The organism is Pseudomonas sp. HP_08 (assembly GCF_055284095.1).
On the sequence record NZ_JBTOQC010000054.1, the window covers coordinates 104022 to 124837 of the forward strand.

A 20816-nucleotide genomic window follows, 5' to 3' on the forward strand; every position below is an offset into this window, starting at 1 on the left:
TCCACAGGAGTCAATCATGAGTGCTGCCCCCTACAAACGCCTGAACAAAGATGACGCCGTCGTGCTGCTGGTCGATCACCAGACAGGCCTGATCTCGCTGGTCCAGGATTTCTCGCCCAACGAGTTCAAGAACAATGTGCTGGCCCTGGGCGACATCGCCAGGTTCTTCAATCTGCCGACCATCCTGACCACCAGCTTCGAACAAGGCCCTAACGGTCCGATCGTGCCGGAGCTGAAAGCGCAGTTCCCGGACGCGCCGTACATCGCCCGTCCTGGCCAGATCAATGCCTGGGACAACGAAGACTTCGTCAAGGCAGTCAAGGCCACCGGTCGCAAGCAGTTGATCATTGCCGGTGTGGTGACTGACGTGTGCGTGGCGTTCCCGACCCTGTCGGCGCTGGCTGAAGGCTTTGAAGTGTTTGTGGTCACCGACTCGTCCGGCACCTTCAACACCACCGTGCAGCAAGCCGCCTGGGCACGCATGAGCGCCGCCGGTGCGCATTTGTTGAACTGGTTCTCCGTGGCGTGCGAGCTGCAGGTCGACTGGCGCAACGACATGGAAGGCCTGGCCAACCTGCTGTCGCAGCGCCTGCCGAACTACCGCAACCTGATCAACAGCTACACCACCTTCACCGCCAAATAACCTCCGCGTCCTTGCGGCGGCGCTTTCGCTCTCATTGGGCGCCGCCGTTTTTGCAGGCCAGTCAATTATGTAGTGATTAAAAATAATCACTACATATTGGTTGACGCCTGCCTTTTCATTTTGCATGATGCAGCCATCTCCCCGATCGGGAGCGCAGCAAAAGATGTAATAACCAACCCGACAAGCCGTCGGGTTGTTCCAGGATGTAGGCTGCCCACAAGGCAGATTGAAGAAGATGAACCGGCACAACGTCACTACAGACGGGCAGCTGGCGAAACGACCTCATGACGCGCTTGTGGTTGATCTGTTTCCGATCGCCAGCCGAGTCTTTGGCCTTCGCTACCTTCCTCTCTGGAACCGACACGCGGGTGTAGTGGTTTCTCATTGAGGCTACTTGATCTTCTTCGAACCCGGATATCACTTGATGAACGCCACTTACCGTTGCGTTCGACGGTGATCCACCGCAAAAGTCGACGATAAAGCCCATTGAACAGTGAACGAGCGAAGGAGCATCACCATGACGATCAACCACCTGACCATTGATGAACTGGCTCGTCTGTTTGCCGCACGCAAAGACACGCTGGACAGTCACATCCTCTGGATCACTCATGCTGGCGAAGTTCGCCTGGACCCCATCACCCCGTACTCCCAGGAAGACGAATTCCGTGCCGCGCAGCCACAGCTGTTTGTCGCGCTGAAGATGTTTCGTCGTGGCCAGGGCTATGTCGGCAAGAAGGCGGCGGCCGACCGGGCGTTCATGGAAACCCAGTTACGCACCCTGCGCCATGAATGGCACAACGCACGCCCAGGCGTACGGGTTGCCTGACCAGTAGCGCAACAAAGCCCGACGCCCAGGCCTGTGCCTAGGCGTCGGGCTTTGTGTTTTTAGCGTTTCTGGTGCGCGCGTACTGTCAGCCGCCGGTCATGTTCATGAACCGCACCACCTGCACCTCATCATCGATGCGGAAGTCATGGCTCCATGGCTTGAGCTGCATGGCCTTGATAATGGCGTTTTCCAGCACTTCAGGTTGACCCGAATTGGCGCGCAGCACCGCTTTGAGGTCGGCCGAATGCTCGTTGCCCAGGCACAGCAACAGGCGGCCCTCGACGGTCATTCGTACCCGATTGCAGGTGGCGCAGAAGTTATGGCTGTGTGGCGAGATAAAGCCGATGCGGCTGTGCGGCGCCTCAGCCACGCGCCAGTAACGCGACGGGCCCTGGGTCGAATCGGTAGACGGCAACAGGGTATAGCGCTCGGCAATGCGCTCACGCACCTGGTCACTGGAAAAGAACGACTCTTTGCGACTGTGCTCGCTGATCAGCCCCAGCGGCATTTCTTCAATGAAGGTGATGTCCAGCTGACGCTCGATGGCGAAGGCCACCAGGTCGTTGATCTCATGGTCGTTGCGCCCTTGCATGACCACGCAATTGAGCTTGGTGTGGGTAAAGCCTGCGTCACGGGCGGCATCGATACCGTCGATCACCTGCTGCAGGTCGCCGGTACGGGTCAGCTCGTGAAAACGCTGCGGGTCGAGGCTGTCGAGGCTGATGTTGAGGCGCTTGACCCCGGCCTGGAACAGCGGCACGGCCAGTTTGTTCAGTTGCGAGCCATTGGTGGTCATGCACAGCTCGCGCAGGCCGGGCAGGGCGGCGATGCGCTCGCACAGGCCGACGATGCCGGAGCGCACCAAAGGCTCGCCGCCGGTCAGGCGGATCTTGCGCGTGCCCAGCGCCACGAAGCTTTGCGCCACGGCAAGGATTTCTTCCAGGGTCAGGATCTGCTGGCGCGGCAAGAAGGTCATGTCTTCGGCCATGCAGTACACGCAGCGAAAATCACAGCGATCAGTCACTGACAGGCGCACATAGTCGACCTTGCGCGCAAAGCGGTCGAGCAGGACAGAATCAGCCATTTAACCCTCGCAAATCATGACAGTCGCCAGCTTGCGTCCTGGCCCCGTCACAGTCCAATCGCTTGTGACAATAGCATGATCGAGCGGATTGATGATGGCCAATGGCAGCGCTCATTGCAGGCTGCGCTCGTAACGGTCGAGCAACGGCTGGGTACTGATGCCGTGCAGCAAGATGCTCATGCCCACCACTGACAGCGTCAAGCCGGTGATGCTGTGGGCCATCTGCGGCGCCAGCCCGTGGGCCAGGGCATAACACAGGTAATAAAGGCTGCCGATGCCACGAATGCCGAACCAGCCCACCAGCAACTTTTGCCTGGGCGCCAACAGTTTTCGGCTGACCAGCAGCCAGACGCTGAGCGGGCGAATGACAAAAAACAGCGCCAGTCCCAGCGCAATTGCCCGCCAGTCCCAATACAGCGCCAGCGAGGCGCCGAGCAGGGTAATCAACAACACCTCCATGGCCCGCTCGACCAGATTGCCGAACACCAGCATGTCGCCCATCATCACCCCGGCGGCCAGTTGCGGGTCGCTCAGCTCCTCGGGCCGGGCCACCGTCGCCTCCTCGGGCGCTACGTGCTTGTGCGCCAGTATCGGTCTTGCGACATGTTCGGCGGGCACCTCGGAATGGGTAATACGCGCCTCGGCCCGACGCAGGCCGACGCCGGCGGCAAACACCGCAAGAAAGCCAAAGGCTTCCAGGCTCTGGGCGACGACATAGGCCAGGGCAATCAGCGCCAGGGCCAGAAAATCATTGGGCGAGGTGGTGCTGTCGGCATGCCGGACCCGCAGGTAAATCATCAGGTGGCCGACGCCGCGGCCCATGAAATAACCGATCAGCACGCCGGCCGGCACGCCCCACAGCAGATGCCTGAGCGCCCAGCCGCCGAACCAGTCCTGCACCGGGCCGCCCTGCGTGATCAGCATCAGCGCGAACAGCACAAAGGGAAAGGCGGTGCCGTCATTGAGCCCGGCCTCGCCGGACAGGCCAAAACGCAGGCGATCCTGATCCTGGGCATCATTGACCTGCACCAGGCTGGCCAGCACCGGATCGGTGGGCGACAACACTGCACCGAGCAGAATCGACAGGCTCCACGACAAGGTCAGCAGGTAATGCGCGACCAGCGCCAGGCCGACAATACTGGCCAGCATCACCGGTCCTGCCAGCCAATAGGCCGAATGCCAGGCTTTGTCACGCAGCGGCAGGCGCAGCTTGATGCCGGTATTGAACAACGAAAACAGCACCGCGACTTCGGTCAGGCGTTCCAGCCATTCCTTGGACTGCTCGATGTCCAGGCTCAAGAGCTGCAAACCCAGCGGGCCAATGGCAAAACCGAACAGCAGGCAAACCGCTGACGTCGTGACCGGCAGCCAGCGCAGCCAGGACGACGTGAGCGCCAGCAACATCAGCAAGACGCCCAATACACCCATACACAGCATGAAACTCATCCCTGGATCCTCGTCAGCCTCGCCATGAAGGTGTGACTGCGGGCGCCGGTGAGAGTTGGAAGCAGTTTTCAGCTTTCTGATCTGGCCAGTCGAGAGGCAAACGCTGCGCTTACGGGGCGAGGGTAAACACCAGGGCCTTCAAGCCACCTTCGGCGCTGGCATCGGGAAATTCCGGCGGGTTCTGCAGGCGCTCGACGAACCGCAGCTGCGGCGCTTCACGGGCGGTCTGCTCGATCAGAAAATCCTGGCCGATCGCCGGGTCGTTCATGCACGCCAGCACACTGCCGCCCGGCTCAAGCAGCTGCGGCAGGCGGCGCAGTACCCGCTGGTAATCCTTGTCCAGCACGAAGCTGCCTTTCTGGAACGACGGCGGGTCGATGATGACCAGGTCATACGGGCCGCTGCGGGTGACCTTGCCCCACGAATTGAACAGGTCATGGCCCAGAAAGCTGGCGCGGTTGCGGTCATGCTCGTTGAGCTTGTGGTTCTCGCGGCCGCGATTCAATGCCGCCTTGGCCATGTCGAGGTTGACCACGTGCTCGGCGCCACCGGCCACGGCGGCTACGGAAAAGCCGCAGGTGTAGGCAAACAGGTTGAGCACGCGCTTGTCCCGAGCCTGGGCACGCACCCAGTCGCGGCCATAGCGCATGTCGAGAAACAGCCCGGTGTTCTGGTTGCGGCCAAAATCGAGCTTGTAGCGCAGGCCGCTTTCGGTGATGACGCGCTGTTCGAAGGGCTCGCCCAACAGCCATTCAGTGGTGCTTTGCGGTAGGTAACGGTGCTGCAACAGCAAGGCCTGCGCCTGGCTGTTCTGCCACTGCACTGAGGTTGTCAGTTGCAGCAACAGGTGCTTGAGGGCGGCCAGTTCCGCTTCGGTCGGCTGGCGAAACAGCGCCACCAGCACCGCGCCTTGCATCCAGTCCACCGTAATATGCTCAAGCCCCGGCCACACCCGGCCACGGCCATGAAACAGGCGACGGGTTTCGGCGGGCGCCGGGTCCAGGGCGGTGAGCAGGTGCTGGTGCAGAATGGCGAGCGATTGCGGGGTCATGGCAGCGGTCATAAATAATCGGGCGCGTATGGTAAACGCATTTGCATCGTCAGGCTGGATGGCTGATCACATAGATCAGCACGGACAGCGTCACCAGCGAACCCAGGGTCGAGACCAGAATGGTGCTCGACACCAGCGAGGCCTCGCGTTTGTAGTACTCGGCCATCATGAACGGCCCGGTGCCGGTGGGCAGGGCGCTGAGCAATAGCGCGGCGTTGGCCCACAACGGCGGCAGATGAAACACCCGGAAGGCCAGAAACCAGGTCAGCAACGGGTGGCCGACCAGCTTGAGCAGCACCAAGACCGGTGTGCCCTGACGCGGCGCCGGTTGTTTGTGCGCCAGAAACAGGCCCAGTGAAATCAGCGCGCACGGCGTGGTCGCCGCGCCCAGCAGGCTGAGAAACTTGTCCAGCGCCACCGGCAGCGGTGCGCCATACCAGGCCCACAAGGCGCCCAGCAGCGGTGAAATCACCATGGGGTTTTTCGCCAGGGCGCCGATCACCTTGATGATCACCCGCAGCAGATTGCGCTCGCTTTGCTGCGCCACTTCGACACACACCAGCGCCAGTGCAAACAGCACACAGACCACCAGCAGCGTGGCAATCAGCGCAGGCTCCAGGCTGTCCTGACCGAGCACCAGAATGCACAGCGGAATGCCGATATAGCCGGTGTTGGCATAAGAGGCACTGAGCGCATCGAGGGTGGCATCGGCCAGCCCGCCGGCCTTTTTCCAGCGCAGCAGCAGGGTCAGGGCAAAGATCGCCAGCGTGCTCAAGGTAAACGCGAGAACAAAGCCCGGATGCCAGATTTGCTCCCAGGTCGCCTTGGCTGTGGCGCTGAACAGCAAGGCTGGCAAGCACATCCACACCACCATGCGGTTGATCTCACTGGCCGCTTGCGGGCCGAGGCGATTGCTGCGCCGGGCCAGGAAGCCGGCGAGAATCAGGGCAAAGACAGGGAGCAGCACATTCAGAACAGCAAGCATTGGATGTTTCCTTCAGCGCGGCATATAGCAACGTTGCCAGCGCACCGGAATACCCAGTGTCACCAGCCCCAGCACACCGGCCAGCGCCGCGCTGACCAGCAAGGCCGCCATGCCCAGGCGATGTTCGAGCAGGGCGCCGAACACCGCACCGACGAACATGCCGGCCCAGGGCACCAGTTGCATGGCCCAGCCTGCGCGGCGCTCGCCCAGCAGCCAGCGACCCAGGCCACGGCCGAAGCGCGACAGGGCGCCGGTTACATAGGTCAGGCCCACGGCCATGCCACTGACTTGTTCGACGGCGGCATTGAGCATGCCCATGGCCACGATGGCGCAGATAAGCGCAGTCAAATGTGCTGGCGCAGGCATCAGCGCGGCGCCGCACAGCAAGGCGCCAATGCTCAGCAGCAGCGGCAGGGCACGTCTGCCGCCCAGGCGGGCGACCAGAATGCCCAGCGCATTGCCGATGATAAAGATGACGATCGCCAGCGCCAGTCGTCCGATAGCGCTCATGTCACCTTCACTGATCGCCACCGCCAGGCGGGTGGTGTTGCCGCTCATGAACGAGACGAAATCCCCGGTGGCCATGAAGCCGATCGCATCGGTCATGCCCGCCAGCATCGACAGGCAAGCCACCAGGGCCAGGCCGATGCGGTCACGGATTCTTTGCCGCAAACGGTAACGCGGGATGGGATTTACAGGTTCGGACGGCATCGACGGTTCTCGGCAAGGTCTCGGTAAGGCAGACGATACCGCGTTGGCGGGCGCAAACGAAAACGGGGAAGCCAATGGCTTCCCCGTCCGGTGTTACACATCGACGCTCAGAGGTTCTGCGAGCTGGCGATCATGGCCTGGGCCATTTGTGCCTTCTGCACTTCAGTCATGCTGTCCCAGATCTGGGTCTTGGCGTAGTAGCCCAGCCCGCCAAGGCTGTAGCAGACCAGGGCGCTGACCAGGATGATGGTGGTCAGGCTCCAGCTGTTTGCACGCTCTTGCTCGCGGGTGAAATCGCGCGAATATTTTTGCTCGGCGTGGCGGCGGGAGGTCTGTTCCGAGGAAAAGCGTTTGAGCCACTGGAACAGGTGGATTACAACGTACCGCAACATGATGAATAGCCTCAAGGTGGTTAAAAAGGGTGTCAGGCACAAGCCGAAAACGAAAAAAGCCCGTCTTTTGGACGGGCTTTCTTTTTATAAGTGGATCAAGTCGCTTGAAGGCATGACGCCTGCGCTTGTCGCTGTTGCAACATTTTAGAACAAAAAAAACGCTAAAGGCCAGTGCTAATCCATGGTTGTCGGACAACTGGTCCCTTGTCAGGCTGCGGCAAATCGCCACGCTGCAGGCTGAGTCGCCGTGCGCTGCCGAGAATCTTCGTCAATCCTTGTAATAATTCTTCAGATTAAGAAAAGTTAACGCGTATTGTAGGATTTGATCCCGTAATTGATTTCAGGACCTTATGAACACCCTCCAGGAGCCCCCCAATCGTTGCAAACGCGCCCCTTTGCGTTTGCCGGTATTTCGCTCGACCGCCAGCGAATCTTCCGATCCAGGCATGCCCCGATGCCATCCGCTCAGCCTCTCATCTGTCTCTTGCCTTGAGCAAAGCCACGCCTTTTCAGGCGGTGCGCTGACGTCTGCCGCCCTTTTTACCGACAAGAAGAACTGACACATGGAATGGATTGCTGACCCCACGGCATGGCTCGGCCTGCTGACCCTTATCGTGCTGGAACTGGTGCTGGGCATCGACAACCTGGTGTTTATCGCCATCCTTGCCGACAAGCTGCCGCCGCACCAGCGCGACCGCGCCCGCGTGATCGGCCTGACCTTGGCATTGCTGATGCGCCTGGGCCTGCTGGCAAGTATTTCCTGGATGGTGACCCTCACCGAGCCGTTGTTCGAGGTGTTCGGCAAGAGCTTCTCGGGCCGTGACCTGATCATGCTGTTCGGTGGTGTGTTCCTGTTGTTCAAGGCCACCATGGAGCTGCACGAGCGTCTCGAAGGCCAGGTCAGCCAGCGCGCTGCGACCGGCGTGTACGCGCAGTTCTGGCCGATCGTGGCGCAGATCGTGGTGCTCGATGCGGTGTTCTCGCTGGACGCGGTGATTACTGCGGTGGGTATGGTTGAGCACCTGTCGGTGATGATGATCGCGGTGATCATTTCCATCGGCCTGATGATTGTCGCCAGCAAGCCGTTGACCAAGTTCGTCAACAGCCACCCGACGGTGATCATGCTGTGCCTGGGCTTCTTGATGATGATCGGCTTCAGCCTGACCGCCGAAGGCCTGGGTTTCCATATTCCCAAGGGCTATCTGTATGCGGCGATCGGCTTCTCGATCCTGATCGAGCTGTTCAACCAGATTGCGCGCAAACGCCGCAAGGCCTCGGCGCATGGCAGCCTGCCGCGCCGTGAGCGTGCCGCGCATGCGGTGATGCGCCTGCTGGGCGGGCGCAAGCTGGAAGAGGGCGAGGTGGACGAAGAAATCAGCGACATGCTTGGTGATACGGCCGGCGAAACGGCGGTGTTCGATCGCCGCGAGCGGGTGATGATCAGCGGCGTGCTGCAACTGGCCGAGCGCCCGATTCGCACGGTCATGACGCCGCGCGCTGAGGTCGAGTACCTGGACCTCAAGGATGACGCCGAGAAGATCCGTCTCAAGCTGATGCATTCGTCGGTGTCGCGCCTGCCGCTGGTGGGCGAGGCGGGCATCGACGAGCCGCTGGGCTATGTGCACAAGAAGGAACTGCTGCGTGAGCTGTTGGCCGGCAACGAGCCGGACATGACCCACATGGCGCGCAAGGCGATCAACCTGCTGGAGAACTTCAGCATCCTTAATGCGTTGGAGCAGATGCGCAAGGAGTCGACGCACATCGCCTTTGTGGTCAATGAGTTCGGTGACTTCATCGGTATCCTGAGCATGACCGATATTCTCGAGTCGATTGCCGGCCAGCTGCCGGACGCCAGTGAAATGGTCGGCCCCGGCATCATCGTCCAGGGTGAGGATTTTCTCGTCTCGGGCGCGCTGAACCTTGGCCTGATTCGTGAGCGCACCGGCTTTCAGGCACGCGCTACCGAGGATTACCAGACCCTGGCCGGGATGGTCATGAGCCTGCTGGATCGCCTGCCGGTAATCGGTGATCGCCTGGAGTACGAGGGCTGGAATCTGCAGGTTGTGGGGGTCGAAGAACGTCGGGTCTCGCAGGTGCTGTTGCAGCGTCAGGAGGCCGCCGACTAACGCCTGAACCGGCCTTTGACCCGCCGCCGACGCCTGTGCAGCGTCGGCGGCGTGTTATTGGTCACCTGGTTTCAACAAAATGGCATAAGGCTGGTCTATCCTGCCTTCATACCGTGGCTTCAACCAGCAGTCAGCCACTCCACCCCACGGAGCCTGCCATGACTGCTGCCATTCTGTTCAATCCCAAACTCACCTATGACGTCATCCCGAGCGCCAGCCGCAAGCCGTACCCGGTGTGGCGCATTCGTGATCGCAAGGTCTATGCCTATCTGGAGCACGATCCGCGCCGCGACTGGAGCGGCGAGATCGGCACCCTGAGCCTGGGCAATCCGCAACGGCTTGTCGACCATGACGGGCATACCATTGCCTGGATCGTGGGCAATGAAGTGCGCGACACCAAGGGCCAGCGATTCGCGCTGAGCGAAGTCAAGGAATGACCCGGCAATAGCGATTACCGCCTGCGTGGGCGCGAGACCACCGATTCGATGTTCTTGCGCCCGATCAGCAGCGCACGCCCGGACGCCGGTTCGCTCGCCACTGTCGGCTCATCGCCCAGCCATTTGAACATCACCAGGCAATCCACCAGCCCCAGCCGGGCATGCCGATAGGCGCGGGGCAGGCGGCCGACGGTTTCGAAGCCCAGCTTGCTCCACAGCGCCACGGCGACGCTGTTGCTCGACACCACCGAGTTGAACTGCATGGCCTGAAAACCGCTGTCACGCGCCAACTGCTGCGAGTGCTCGCACATCAAACGCGCCACGCCGCGTCCGCGCGCCGCCTCAGTGACCATATAGCCGCAGTTGCACACATGGTTGCCGGGGCCGGCGGCGTTGGCCTTGAGGTAATAACTGCCGAGCAGCTCACCGTCCTGCTCGGCAATCAGCGTGTGCAGCGGCAGGTTCAGCCACAGCTCGCGGGCCTGTTCTGCGTCAAGTGCCGGGTCATAGGCATAGGTTTCCTGAGCCTTGACGATGGCTTGAAAGGTCGGCCAGAAGCGTTCGAAGTCATCAGGCGTCATGGGGCGGATGTGGATCATGTCGGTCCTTGCGGTGTACGGCGTGTGCCGCACCTTATGCGGCGCATCGCCAACCTGCAAGACCCGGTTTGCCGGTCATGGCTCACGGATGAGTGCCCCACAGGCCCAGTGCATAGTCGACAAAGCTGCGCAGCTTGGGCAGGCGATAGCGGTCTTGCGGGTAAATCAGGTGCATCGGCCGGCTGGGCAAGCGGTACTCGGGCAACAGCGCGATCAGCCGGCCGTCGCGCAGGTCCTGCTCGACCAGCGCATCGGGCAGCATGACGATGCCCATGCCCGCCCTGGCGGCCTGATACAGCCCGGCCGATGAGTTCATGATCAAGGGGCCGGCGACCGGCACTTGTACCTCGCCTTCAGGCCCGCTCAGTACCCAGTGTTTTTCCGTGGCGCTCCAGTCATCGCCCGCCAGGTAGGCGAACGACAGGCAATCGTGTGCCTGTAAATCATCCGGGTGCAGGGGAATCGAACGCTTGGCCAGGTACTCGGGCGCGGCACAAATGGTCAGCGTGTAGTCATGCAGCGGTCGGGCGATCAGCCGTGAGGACGACGGCAGGGTGCCCATGCGGATGCCGACATCGAAGCCATTGTCGAGCAGGTCCATGCGCTGGTTGGTCAGCACCACGTCCAGCTTGATCTGCGGGTAACGCCTGGAGAACCCGCACAGCGCAGGCGCCAGGCGTTCGGAGCCGAAGGTCAGCGGCGCGGTGATGCGCAAGGTGCCGATCGGCTCGCCCAAGGCCTGCTCGGCCAGTTGTTCGGAGTCGGCCACCAGCCCCAGCACCTCCAGGCAACGCTGGTAATAGGCCTGGCCAAACTCGGTCAGCCGTTGGCGGCGGGTGGTGCGCTTGAGCAGGCTGACGCCCAGTCGTTGTTCCAGCGCGCGCAGGTGATTGCCGACCATGGTGGTGGAGATCGCACATTCGCGCGCCGCCGCCGTCATGCTGCCGGTCTCGACCACCTTGACGTACACCGACATCGCCTGAAAAAGGTCCATTATCAATCCATGCTTTAAAAAGATAGAAGTGTTTCGGGGTTTATCCACCTGAGGTGGCTAACGATACTGCAAACATCCCCTGACGCACCATGGAGCCTGATGTCATGACCGCTGCCTGCCTGATGAACACCTACCAGCCCTTGCCGTTGAGCTTTGTGCGTGGCCTGGGCACCCGACTCTGGGATCAGGAAGGGCGTGAGTACCTCGATGCCGTGGCGGGCGTGGCGGTGACCAACGTCGGTCATGCGCACCCGGCGCTGGTGGCCGCGATCAGCGAGCAGGCCGGGCTGCTGTTGCACACCTCCAACCTGTACAGCATTGACTGGCAGCAACGCCTGGCGCGTGAGCTGACCCGGTTGTCGGGACTGGAGCGGGTGTTTTTCAGCAATTCCGGCGCCGAGGCCAATGAAACGGCACTCAAGCTAGCCCGGCTGCACAGCTGGCACAGAGGTATCGAGCAGCCGCTGGTGGTGGTCATGGACAACGCCTTTCATGGCCGCACGCTGGGCACGCTGGCAGCCAGTGACGGGCCGGCGGTACGGCTGGGCTTTGCCGGCCTGCCGGGCGATATCCTGCGTGTGCCGTTCGGTGACCTGGCCGCTTTCGATCGGCTCTGTGCGCAACATGGCCCGCGCATCGCCGCCGTGCTGGTCGAGCCGATCCAGGGCGAGAGCGGCGTGCATGTGGCGCCTGTCGGCTATCTCAAGGCCCTGCGCGAGCGTTGCAGCCGGCGTGACTGGCTGTTGATGCTCGACGAGATCCAGACCGGCATCGGCCGTACCGGGCGCTGGTTTGCGTTTGAACACGAGGGCATCGTGCCGGACATCATGACCCTGGCCAAAGGCCTGGGCAACGGCATCCCGATTGGCGCCTGTCTGGCGCGGGGCAAGGCGGCCCGGCTGTTTACACCGGGCAGCCACGGCAGCACCTTTGGCGGTAATCCGCTGGCGTGTCGGGTGGGTTGTACCGTGCTGGAAATCATCGAGCAGCAACAACTGGTAAATAATGCTCAGGCACGCGGGCAACAATTGCTCGAGCGTCTGCAACAGGTGTTGGGTGGCCATCCGCAGGTGGCCGCCATACGCGGGCGGGGCTTGATGATCGGCATCGAACTGCACCAGCCGATTGCCGACCTGACGTTGACGGCAGCCCGGCAACACGGGCTTTTGATCAACGTGACCCGGGGCCGGACCATTCGCTTGTTGCCGCCGTTGACCCTGTCGGCCGATGAAGTGGAAATGATCGTCGCGGGCCTGCAAGAACTGCTGGTCTGACGGGCAGGACCGGCAGCAGAGTGGATTTTGGGCTATACCATCAGGGCTTGATGCGGTAGAAATTCATGTGGGAATTGCGAATCAACCTCGCCATATGCCAACCCATGGATTTACAAGGAGCTACTCATGCCTATCCGGTCCCTGACCCTCGCCGCCCTGCTGCTGTTTGCCGCGCCGGTGTTCGCTGCCGACAGCGATACACCGCTGGCGCAGGAGCGCGGCAAGACCCGGCCTTTGATCATCATTGCGCCCACCCCTTCAGACCCCAGCCTGGTCAAACTCAAGAAAGCCCTGGATGAACCGGCCAACCGCGAGGCCTTCGCCCAGCGCAACATGGTGCTCTATACCGTGATAGGCCTTGCCGGTGAGCGCAATGGCAAGTCGCTGGATACCCAGGCGACCATGGCGTTGATCCGTGAATTGAGCCTGGGAGCGGGTGCCAGAAACCGGGTGATCCTGATCGGCAAGGACGGCGAGAAAAAGATCGAGGCCGAAACCATCGAGCCCAAGGAAATCTTTGCCACCATCGACCAGATGCCCATGCGCGAGAAGGAAGCCACCGCGCCTGCGCCGGCTGCCGCTCCTGCAAATGCCCCCGCAGAAAAAGCCCCGAAGGCGGCAGGCAAGGGCGCAGCCCCTGCCACGCTGGATGATTGATCCGCTCAGGCAGCGCCTGGCCGTGACTCATTCGCCGCGAATGTACTGCTCCAGTTGCTGAATCAGGCTGGCCTGCTCGGCGATCGCTTCCTTGACCAGGTCGCCGATCGACAGCAGGCCCAGCAGCTCGCCGTCATCCACCACCGGCAAGTGACGCAGGTGGTGGTCGGTCATGATGTTCATGCACGTTTCGACGTTTTGCGTCGAGTCGACGGTAATCACCTTGCTGCTCATGATCGCGCTGACCGGCGTACCGGCCGAGGAGCGGCCCTGCAAGACCATCTTGCGTGCGTAATCGCGCTCGCTGAGCACCCCGACCACTTTGCCATTCTCGGCCACGGCCAATGCACCGATGTTCTTGTCGGCCATCAGCCGCAGGGCATCGAGCACCAAGGCGTCGGGGGCAATGGTGTGCACCTGGCGATGTTGTTCAGGCTTGAGTTTGAGTAACTGGGCTACGGTTTTCATACGCTCTCCAGAGGCGAGAACTCTACAGGTTGGGCCCTCGACGGGGTTGAACAAGCATCGGGCAAGCGCCTGCGCCGTGCAAGCCTGAAAACGTCCTGTAAGGTATGGAAAACGCCGGTTTCAGGACTCGCCCCGCTCGTTGCTGATGGCAATGGCGCGCAGCAGGTCCGGCAGCGGCATCGGTCGGTTCAGGTAATAACCCTGCACCTCATCGCAACCGAAGGCGACCAGGCGTTGCAGTTGCTGCTCGGTTTCAACCCCTTCGGCGGTAATGGTCATCGACAGGGCGCGGCCCAGGGCAATGATGGCCTGCACAATGGAGCATCCCGGAACACTGCGGTCGATTTCCTGGATGAAGCTGCGGTCGATCTTCAGGGTGTCGAACGGGAAGTCCTTGAGGTAACTCAACGAAGAATAGCCGGTACCAAAATCGTCCATCGACAAGCGCACGCCCAGTGCCTTGAGGGCCAGCATCAGTTCCAGGCTGGACGCCGCGTCCTCGATGACCACCCGCTCGGTCAGTTCCAGCTCCAGCCGATGGCTGGGCAAGCCCGTCGCCGTCAGCACCGTGCGGATCCGCTCGACCAGGCCCGGGGCGCGAAACTCCACCGCAGAAATATTCACCGACACATGCAATTCGTCAGCCCACAGCGCGGCATCGCGGCAGGCCCGATGCAGCACCCAGTCACTGATGGGTACGATCAGGCCGTTTTCTTCAGCCAGTTCAATGAACTGGCCGGGCATGCACAAGCCCCGTTGCGGATGCTCCCAGCGGATCAGCGCTTCGACGCTCAGGATTCGTCCGTCCTGTACGGCGTGCCTGGGCTGGTAATGCAGGCTGAACTGTTCACCCTTCAGCGCGGCGCGCAGGCTGGTCTCCAGTTCACGTTGCTGCTCAAGGTGCACCAGCATGCCCGGGTGGTATGAGCGCCAGGTATTACGCCCGTCTTTCTTGGCCTGATACAGGGCCAGGTCCGAAAACCGGATCAGGTCTTCAGGCTGGCGGGAATGGACCGGTGCCTGGGCGACGCCGATGCTCAGGCCGATCAGTACTTCCTGGTTATTGACGATGAATGGCTGGCTGATGCAGTCAATCAACGCCTGGCACAGCCGCTCGACGTCTTGCGAGGTCGCCAGTGCCGGGGCGACGAGAATGAATTCATCGCCGCCCTTGCGTGCCAGCAGACCGCCTGGCAGCAGGCAGCGGGCCATGCGCAGCGCCGATTCGCGCAGCACGCCGTCGCCGCCGCTGTGACCGTAGATATCGTTGACCGGCTTGAAGTGGTCAAGGTCCAGGTTGAGCAGGGTCAATGGCTGCGGGCGGCGAGGCAATTGTTCCAGTTGGCCGATCAGAAACTCGCGCAGTTGCAGGCGGTTCGGCAGGCCCGTCAGGGTGTCGTGCTGTGACAAGTACATCAGGCGATCTTCGGCGGCCACCTCGCGGGTGATGTCCGAGGCGCTGCCCTGGTAGCCGATCACCTGCCCATCGCACAGCACCGGCCTGACCGCGATATGGCTGGTCAGCACCGCACCCGTGGGCGAGCAGTGGGTGCAACGGATGACCGAGCGGGCGGTGGCGGTGTGCTGCGCGCGTATCCAGTCGCCAAGCTTCTGGCCCGGGCACTGCAGCATGTCGTCCAGGCATTGTCCCAGCCAGTTTTCGGCGGGTTGCCCGGTGATATCGCTGAAACGCTCCGACAAGTAAGTAATGCGCAGTTGCAGATCGGTTTCCCACAACCAGTCCGAGGCTGCCTCGGCCACGTTGCGAAAGCGCGCTTCGCTGCTGGCCAGGGCCGCACGACTGCGGTGAATCATCTCGTACTGCTTGTCCAGCAGGTGGGCGGTGGTCAGGGTGCGGCAGGTAATGCGCCGGGCGACGTAGATCAGGGTGGCCAGCAACAGCAACAGGATCGGCAGCATGACGCTCAGCAGTCGCTGGCCGGGCCTGTCAGGGTTCCAGCGCAGCAGCAGGTAAGGATCGGCATTCAGATGAGGCTGCTCTGCCGCATCCTGGGCGTTGGCAGGAATGCGCAGGTCAGAGATTTCATAGCTACGGCCCAGGTCACGCAGCTTTTGCGGACTGAGCAGGTAGGCCATCACCAGCACCGACTGTTCACCCGGTGTCAATTCCACGCTGGGATCATTGCCGGGGCTCAACTGCGCGGCAGCAAGCAATACCGGTTGGCCCTGGCGGTCGCGTATCTGCATGGCGACATAGTCATCGTCACGAGCGGCACGGGCTTCTTCAATAAGGTTGGCCGGAAAACTGCCCATCCAGTCCTGCAGTTGTACATCGGTCAGTTCACCGTGATCCAGCGAATAAGCGCTGCGGTTGGACGGGTCGAGAACAAACACGCCTTCAAACTGGAAACTGCTGTACAGCGAGCCACCGAGGTTATCGCGGGTGTAGGCCCAGTCCTTGTCGATCCTCAGATGCAGGTGCCGATAGGCATCGCCCCAAGGGGCGTAGTCGCGCATCGTGGTGACGAATCGCTGGGTGGTGACCTGCCAGAGCTTTTCCACCAGGCGTTCACTGTGCAGGCTGGCCTCACGGTTCAACTGCAAGGCGATCAACAGCAGCGCACTGACCATGACCAATGAAATTGCACCCAGTAATCCCAGCAAGGCGAGCAGGGTGCGTCTTGCAAGCTGCGCGTTGCGAGGACCGGACGGTGGGGGCCGTATCGCTGAACTCATGAAATTGACCCTATGACGCGACTTCAGGTGAAGAGTATTGACCCTGTGGGCACTGAGTACGCAAGCAGTGGATAGTGGCAAAAATCCATCACCTCGATTGACTCTATCATTCGGTAGTGATTGCCGGAACGTGAGCACGTTTTAATTCTTGCCATCGTGCGAGGCCGCCACACGTAGAATGTCGGCTTTGAACCGACAGACAGGGCCAGGGTGGTGGATCTACAGCAGGGTTTCATTCTCAGCCGCCATTGGCGCGACACGCCCGCCGGGACTGAAATCGAGTTGTGGCTGGCCACCGACCACGGCCCGCGCCTGATCCGCTTGCCGGCCCAGCCATCGGTGGCCTTCATGCCTGCCGTGCAACACGAGCGCGCCCGGACGCTGCTGCACGGCGAGGAAGGCGTCGAGCTGCGCGCGCTTGAACTCAAGGACTTTCGCCATCGACCGGTCGTGGGCATCTACTGCTCACAGTATCGGCAATTGATGAACGTCGAACGCCTGCTGCGCAAAGGCAATCTGGACGTCTACGAGGCCGATATCCGCCCGCCGGAACGCTACCTGATGGAGCGTTTCATCACCGCCCCCGTGTTGTTCGGTGGTACGGCCGATGACGATGACGATGGCGTGCTGTGCCAGGCGACTGTGCGCCCTGCGCCCGACTATCGGCCGCGTTTGAAGCTGGTGTCGCTGGACATCGAAACGACAGAGCGCGGCGAGCTGTATTCCATTGCGCTGGAAGGCTGCGGGCAGCGTCAGGTGTACATGCTCGGGCCGGCCAATGGCGACGCCTCGAAGGTGGATTTCGACCTTGAATACTGCGCCAGCCGCGCCGAATTGCTCACCCGCTTGAACCAGTGGCTGGCCGCACATGACCCGGACGCGATCATCGGCTGGAACGTGGTGCAGTTCGACCTGCGCATTCTGCATGAACACTCCAAACGGCTCGGCGTACCCTTGCTGCTGGGCCGTGGTGGTGAGCCGATGGGCTGGCGCGAACATGGCAGCCGCCAGCATTTTTTTGCCGAGGCCAGCGGCCGGCTGATCATCGACGGCATCGAGGCACTGCGCTCGGCGACCTGGAACTTTGCCTCGTTCAGCCTCGAATTCGTTGCCCAGAGCCTGTTGGGCGAGGGCAAGGCGATCGACACGCCGTACCAGCGCATGGACGAAATCAACCGCATGTTCGCCGAAGACAAGCCGGCGCTGGCGCACTACAACCTCAAGGACTGCGAGCTGGTCACGCGGGTGTTCGAGGTCACCGGGCTGCTGACCTTTCTGCTGGAGCGCGCCACCGTCACCGGCCTTGCCGCCGACCGCAGTGGCGGCTCGGTCGCGGCGTTCTATCACCTGTACCTGCCGTTGATGCATCGCCAGGGCTTTGTCGCGCCCAACCTCGGCGAGCGCATGCCCGAGGCCAGCCCCGGCGGCTTTGTCATGGACTCGCGGCCCGGCCTGTACGAGTCGGTGCTGGTGCTCGATTACAAGAGTCTGTACCCGTCGATCATTCGCACCTTTCTGATTGATCCCGTGGGGCTGATCGAGGGCTTGCAGCAGCCCGACGATGTGCATTCGGTGCCGGGCTTTCGCGGCGCGCGTTTTTCACGTACCCGGCACTGCCTGCCGGCGATTGTCGAACGGGTCTGGCAAGGGCGTGAAGCGGCCAAGCGCGAGGGCAATGCGCCGCTGTCGCAAGCGCTGAAAATCATCATGAATGCCTTTTACGGTGTGCTGGGCACCAGCGGTTGCCGCTTTTTCGATACTCGCCTGGCGTCGTCGATCACCCTGCGCGGGCATGAAATCATGCAAACCACCCGGCAACTGATCGAGGCGCGTGGTCATCAGGTGATCTACGGCGACACCGACTCCACATTCGTCTGGCTGGGTAAACCCCACGACGAGCAACAGGCGCAGGCCATCGGGCTCGAGCTGGTGGCACATATCAACCAGTGGTGGGCCACGCACCTGCAACAGCAATATGGCCTCGATAGCGCCCTGGAGCTGCAATACGAAATCCATTACTCACGCTTTCTGATGCCGACCATTCGCGGCGCCGAGGAGGGCAGCAAGAAACGCTACGCCGGGCTGGTGACGCGCGCCGATAACACTCAGGAGATGGTCTACAAAGGCCTGGAGTCGGTGCGCACCGACTGGTCACCGCTGGCGCGGGAATTCCAGCAGGCGCTGTACCTGCTGATTTTTCAGCGCCAGCCTTATCAGGATTACATCCGCGATTATGTGCGCCGCACCCTGGCCGGCGAACTGGATCACCTGCTGGTGTTTCGCAAGCGCCTGCGTCGGCGCCTCGACGAGTACCAGCGCAATGTGCCGCCGCATGTGCGCGCCGCCAGACTGGCCGATGAATACAACCTGCGCCTGGGCCGGCCGCTGCAATACCAGCGCGGCGGCTGGATCAGCTATGTGATGACCGTCAACGGCCCCGAGCCGCTGGAAGCGCGCCAGGCGCCCATCGACTATGACCACTACGTGACGCGCCAGCTGCAACCGCTGGCCGATGCGATCCTGCCGTTTGTCGACGACGATTTCAGCCGTTTGATCGGCGGGCAACTGGGGCTGTTTTAACTCAGCGCCTCGACCACTTGCGGCAGCAGCGTTTCGCAAGGCACCTCGAATTTGGCCGTCAACAGGTCGTCGGCGCGGGTCTTGCCCTGGTTGATTGCCAGGATCGGCTTGCCTTGCCCAGCCATGTGCTTGCACAGACGAAAGGCCGACCAGGCCATCAACGAGGTGCCGACCACCAACAGGCCTGCCGCCTGGTCAGCCTGCGCCATGGCCAGTGCGGCGGTGTCGCTGGCAACGTTTTCGCCAAAGAACACCACGTCCGGTTTCAGCCGCTGGCCGGCGCAGTGTGGGCAGCGCGGCAGACAGAAGTCAGCGATATAGGACGCGTCCAGCAAGGTATCGCCGTCGGGTGCCTGCACCGCTTCGACATCGCTCAGGTAAGGGTTGTCGGCCAGCATCTGCGCCTGCAGCGCCCCGCGTTCGCAACGCTGTCCGCAGTCCAGGCACAGAACCCGATGCAGGCTGCCATGCAACTCGGTCACCGCCGGGCTGCCGGCGCGGGTGTGCAGGGCATCGACGTTCTGGGTGATCAGGCCGCTGATCCGGCCCGCCGCCTGCAACTCGGCCAACGCGCGGTGCGCGGCATTGGGTTGCGCGGCGAGAATGCGCGGCCAGCCCAGCAGGGCGCGGGCCCAGTAGCGCTGGCGCGCGGCGGGGTTGGCAATAAATTCCTGATACATCATCGGCTGCTTGCCGCGCCGCACGCCCTCGCGGTCACGGTAGTCGGGGATTCCGGAGGCGGTGCTGATCCCGGCGCCGGTGATCACCAGCAGCGGTTGTCGGGTCAGGTACTGGCAGAGCGTTTCGAGGGGCATGAGCGATTTTCTCCTGGCAGGCCCGACGAGCTTAACCCGAGCTGCACTTTATCTGCACGGCAGGTGTGTGCCATCCTTCGGGCCTTTGCCCGACAGGAGTCCGTCATGCGCCGCTACCCGTTCAAACAGCTCGATGTGTTTGCCGAGCAACCGTTGCAAGGCAACCCGCTGGCGGTGGTATTCGACGCCGACGACCTGAGTGATGAGCGCATGGCCGCGCTGGCGAACTGGACCAATCTCAGCGAAACCACCTTCATCCAGACCCCCACGAACCCGCAAGCCGACTATCGCGTGCGCATCTTCACCACCCTCAGAGAACTGCCCTTCGCCGGGCATCCCACGCTTGGCACCTGCCATGCCTGGCTCGAAAGCGGCGGGGTGCCAAAGGGTGAAGAAATCATCCAGCAATGCGGCATCGGCCTGGTGCGCATTCGCAAGGTCGGCAGGCAACTGGCGTTTACCGCACCGCCGCTGTTGCGCAGCGGCCCGGTAGACGATGACCTGCTCGCGCGGGTGCTTCAGGCGCTGGGCCTGGGCGCCGATGAAGTGCTCAATGCCCGCTGGGTCGATAACGGCCCTGGCTGGTTTGCCCTGCACCTGGCCAATCGCGCGCGGGTCCTGTCACTGAAACCTGACTTTTCACGTCTGGACGGTGTGGTGCTCGGCGTATTCGGTGCCTGGGACCCGGCCACTGATGGGGATGAAGCGCAATATGAAGTGCGTGCCTTCGTCGGTGGCGATGGCATGCCCGAAGACCCGGTGACCGGCAGCCTGAACGCCGGCATCGCCCGCTGGTTGTTTGAAGAAGGCCTGGCACCGCAACGTTATGTGGTCAGCCAGGGCACTGCACTGGGCCGCAACGGCCGGGTACAGGTCGAGCGCATTGGCGATGACATCTGGATTGGCGGGGCTTCGGTGACCTGTATCGAGGGCCAGGTCAGCCTGTAGTCGACACGGTGTAAAGAATAACCATAGAACGTATTTGTATTAATCAATGCCGGGTGAAAAGAGTAGGGTGCCAGACGCCTTTA

At 62.0% G+C, this 20816-nt stretch carries 20 protein-coding genes; 9 read left to right on the forward strand and 11 right to left on the reverse strand.

Annotated elements, in window-relative coordinates:
• The first annotated feature begins 16 nt into the window (after positions 1-16).
• On the forward strand, positions 17-643 hold the full coding sequence (gene ycaC / locus ACYAS9_RS30815) for an isochorismate family cysteine hydrolase YcaC (RefSeq protein WP_463572293.1): 627 nt from the start codon (positions 17-19) through the stop codon (positions 641-643).
• A 517-nt stretch (positions 644-1160) separates the two neighbouring features.
• Positions 1161-1469, forward strand: coding sequence for a hypothetical protein (locus tag ACYAS9_RS30820; RefSeq protein WP_463572294.1), 309 nt, complete (start codon positions 1161-1163; stop codon positions 1467-1469).
• Between the two features lie 85 nt (positions 1470-1554).
• Here the strand turns inward: ACYAS9_RS30820 and moaA are convergent, their stop codons facing one another.
• From moaA to ACYAS9_RS30850, 6 genes are all read right to left on the reverse strand, one after another.
• On the reverse strand, positions 1555-2553 hold the full coding sequence (gene moaA, locus ACYAS9_RS30825) for a GTP 3',8-cyclase MoaA (protein ID WP_463572295.1): 999 nt from the start codon (positions 2551-2553) through the stop codon (positions 1555-1557).
• 111 nt (positions 2554-2664) lie between these two features.
• Complete coding sequence (locus tag ACYAS9_RS30830) at positions 2665-3999, reverse strand: cation:proton antiporter (protein WP_463572296.1); 1335 nt, start codon at positions 3997-3999, stop codon at positions 2665-2667.
• 109 nt (positions 4000-4108) lie between these two features.
• Positions 4109-5050: a class I SAM-dependent methyltransferase gene (locus ACYAS9_RS30835; protein WP_463572458.1), complete on the reverse strand. Its 942-nt coding sequence runs from the start codon at positions 5048-5050 to the stop codon at positions 4109-4111.
• Between the two features lie 49 nt (positions 5051-5099).
• Positions 5100-6035 (reverse strand): AEC family transporter, encoded by a 936-nt coding sequence (locus tag ACYAS9_RS30840; RefSeq protein ID WP_463572297.1) that lies wholly within the window; start codon positions 6033-6035, stop codon positions 5100-5102.
• A 12-nt stretch (positions 6036-6047) separates the two neighbouring features.
• Positions 6048-6746 (reverse strand): YoaK family protein, encoded by a 699-nt coding sequence (locus ACYAS9_RS30845; RefSeq protein WP_463572298.1) that lies wholly within the window; start codon positions 6744-6746, stop codon positions 6048-6050.
• A 107-nt stretch (positions 6747-6853) separates the two neighbouring features.
• Positions 6854-7138: a hypothetical protein gene (locus ACYAS9_RS30850; protein ID WP_463572299.1), complete on the reverse strand. Its 285-nt coding sequence runs from the start codon at positions 7136-7138 to the stop codon at positions 6854-6856.
• On the opposite strand from ACYAS9_RS30850, the gene ACYAS9_RS30855 reads away from it, so the two are divergent.
• From ACYAS9_RS30855 to ACYAS9_RS30865, 3 genes are all read left to right on the forward strand, one after another.
• Positions 7137-7286 (forward strand): hypothetical protein, encoded by a 150-nt coding sequence (locus ACYAS9_RS30855; RefSeq protein ID WP_463572300.1) that lies wholly within the window; start codon positions 7137-7139, stop codon positions 7284-7286. The two genes, ACYAS9_RS30850 and ACYAS9_RS30855, sit on opposite strands and share 2 nt — an antisense overlap.
• A gap of 415 nt (positions 7287-7701) precedes the next feature.
• Entirely contained in the window at positions 7702-9264 is a 1563-nt protein-coding gene (locus ACYAS9_RS30860; protein WP_463572301.1) for a TerC family protein, read from the forward strand.
• Positions 9265-9422: 158 nt separating this feature from the next.
• Positions 9423-9701 (forward strand): hypothetical protein, encoded by a 279-nt coding sequence (locus ACYAS9_RS30865; RefSeq protein WP_463572302.1) that lies wholly within the window; start codon positions 9423-9425, stop codon positions 9699-9701.
• A gap of 14 nt (positions 9702-9715) precedes the next feature.
• On the opposite strand, the gene ACYAS9_RS30870 is transcribed toward ACYAS9_RS30865, so the two are convergent.
• On the reverse strand, positions 9716-10300 hold the full coding sequence (locus tag ACYAS9_RS30870) for a GNAT family N-acetyltransferase (RefSeq protein ID WP_463572303.1): 585 nt from the start codon (positions 10298-10300) through the stop codon (positions 9716-9718).
• An 82-nt stretch (positions 10301-10382) separates the two neighbouring features.
• The gene (locus tag ACYAS9_RS30875) at positions 10383-11294 is read right to left on the reverse strand and encodes a LysR family transcriptional regulator (protein ID WP_463572304.1); all 912 of its coding nucleotides are present in this window, start codon (positions 11292-11294) and stop codon (positions 10383-10385) included.
• A gap of 104 nt (positions 11295-11398) precedes the next feature.
• On the opposite strand from ACYAS9_RS30875, the gene ACYAS9_RS30880 reads away from it, so the two are divergent.
• Both ACYAS9_RS30880 and ACYAS9_RS30885 read left to right on the forward strand, forming a co-directional pair.
• Positions 11399-12568: an acetylornithine transaminase gene (locus tag ACYAS9_RS30880; RefSeq protein WP_463572305.1), complete on the forward strand. Its 1170-nt coding sequence runs from the start codon at positions 11399-11401 to the stop codon at positions 12566-12568.
• A gap of 126 nt (positions 12569-12694) precedes the next feature.
• Positions 12695-13225 (forward strand): DUF4174 domain-containing protein, encoded by a 531-nt coding sequence (locus ACYAS9_RS30885; protein ID WP_463572306.1) that lies wholly within the window; start codon positions 12695-12697, stop codon positions 13223-13225.
• A 27-nt stretch (positions 13226-13252) separates the two neighbouring features.
• Here ACYAS9_RS30885 and ACYAS9_RS30890 read toward each other — a convergent pair whose 3' ends face one another.
• The gene (locus ACYAS9_RS30890) at positions 13253-13693 is read right to left on the reverse strand and encodes a CBS domain-containing protein (protein WP_463572307.1); all 441 of its coding nucleotides are present in this window, start codon (positions 13691-13693) and stop codon (positions 13253-13255) included.
• A 120-nt stretch (positions 13694-13813) separates the two neighbouring features.
• On the reverse strand, positions 13814-16390 hold the full coding sequence (locus ACYAS9_RS30895; protein ID WP_463572308.1) for a bifunctional diguanylate cyclase/phosphodiesterase: 2577 nt from the start codon (positions 16388-16390) through the stop codon (positions 13814-13816).
• Between the two features lie 213 nt (positions 16391-16603).
• On the opposite strand from ACYAS9_RS30895, the gene ACYAS9_RS30900 reads away from it, so the two are divergent.
• Positions 16604-18970 carry a DNA polymerase II gene (locus ACYAS9_RS30900; RefSeq protein ID WP_463572309.1) on the forward strand — a complete coding sequence of 789 codons (2367 nt, stop codon included), beginning with the start codon at positions 16604-16606 and terminating at the stop codon, positions 18968-18970.
• Here ACYAS9_RS30900 and ACYAS9_RS30905 read toward each other — a convergent pair.
• Positions 18967-19785, reverse strand: coding sequence for an NAD-dependent protein deacetylase (locus tag ACYAS9_RS30905; protein ID WP_463572310.1), 819 nt, complete (start codon positions 19783-19785; stop codon positions 18967-18969). The two genes, ACYAS9_RS30900 and ACYAS9_RS30905, sit on opposite strands and share 4 nt — an antisense overlap.
• Positions 19786-19890: 105 nt before the next feature.
• Here ACYAS9_RS30905 and ACYAS9_RS30910 point away from each other — a divergent pair, with 105 nt between their 5' ends.
• Entirely contained in the window at positions 19891-20733 is an 843-nt protein-coding gene (locus ACYAS9_RS30910; RefSeq protein WP_463572311.1) for a PhzF family phenazine biosynthesis protein, read from the forward strand.
• Positions 20734-20816: the final 83 nt, after the last annotated feature.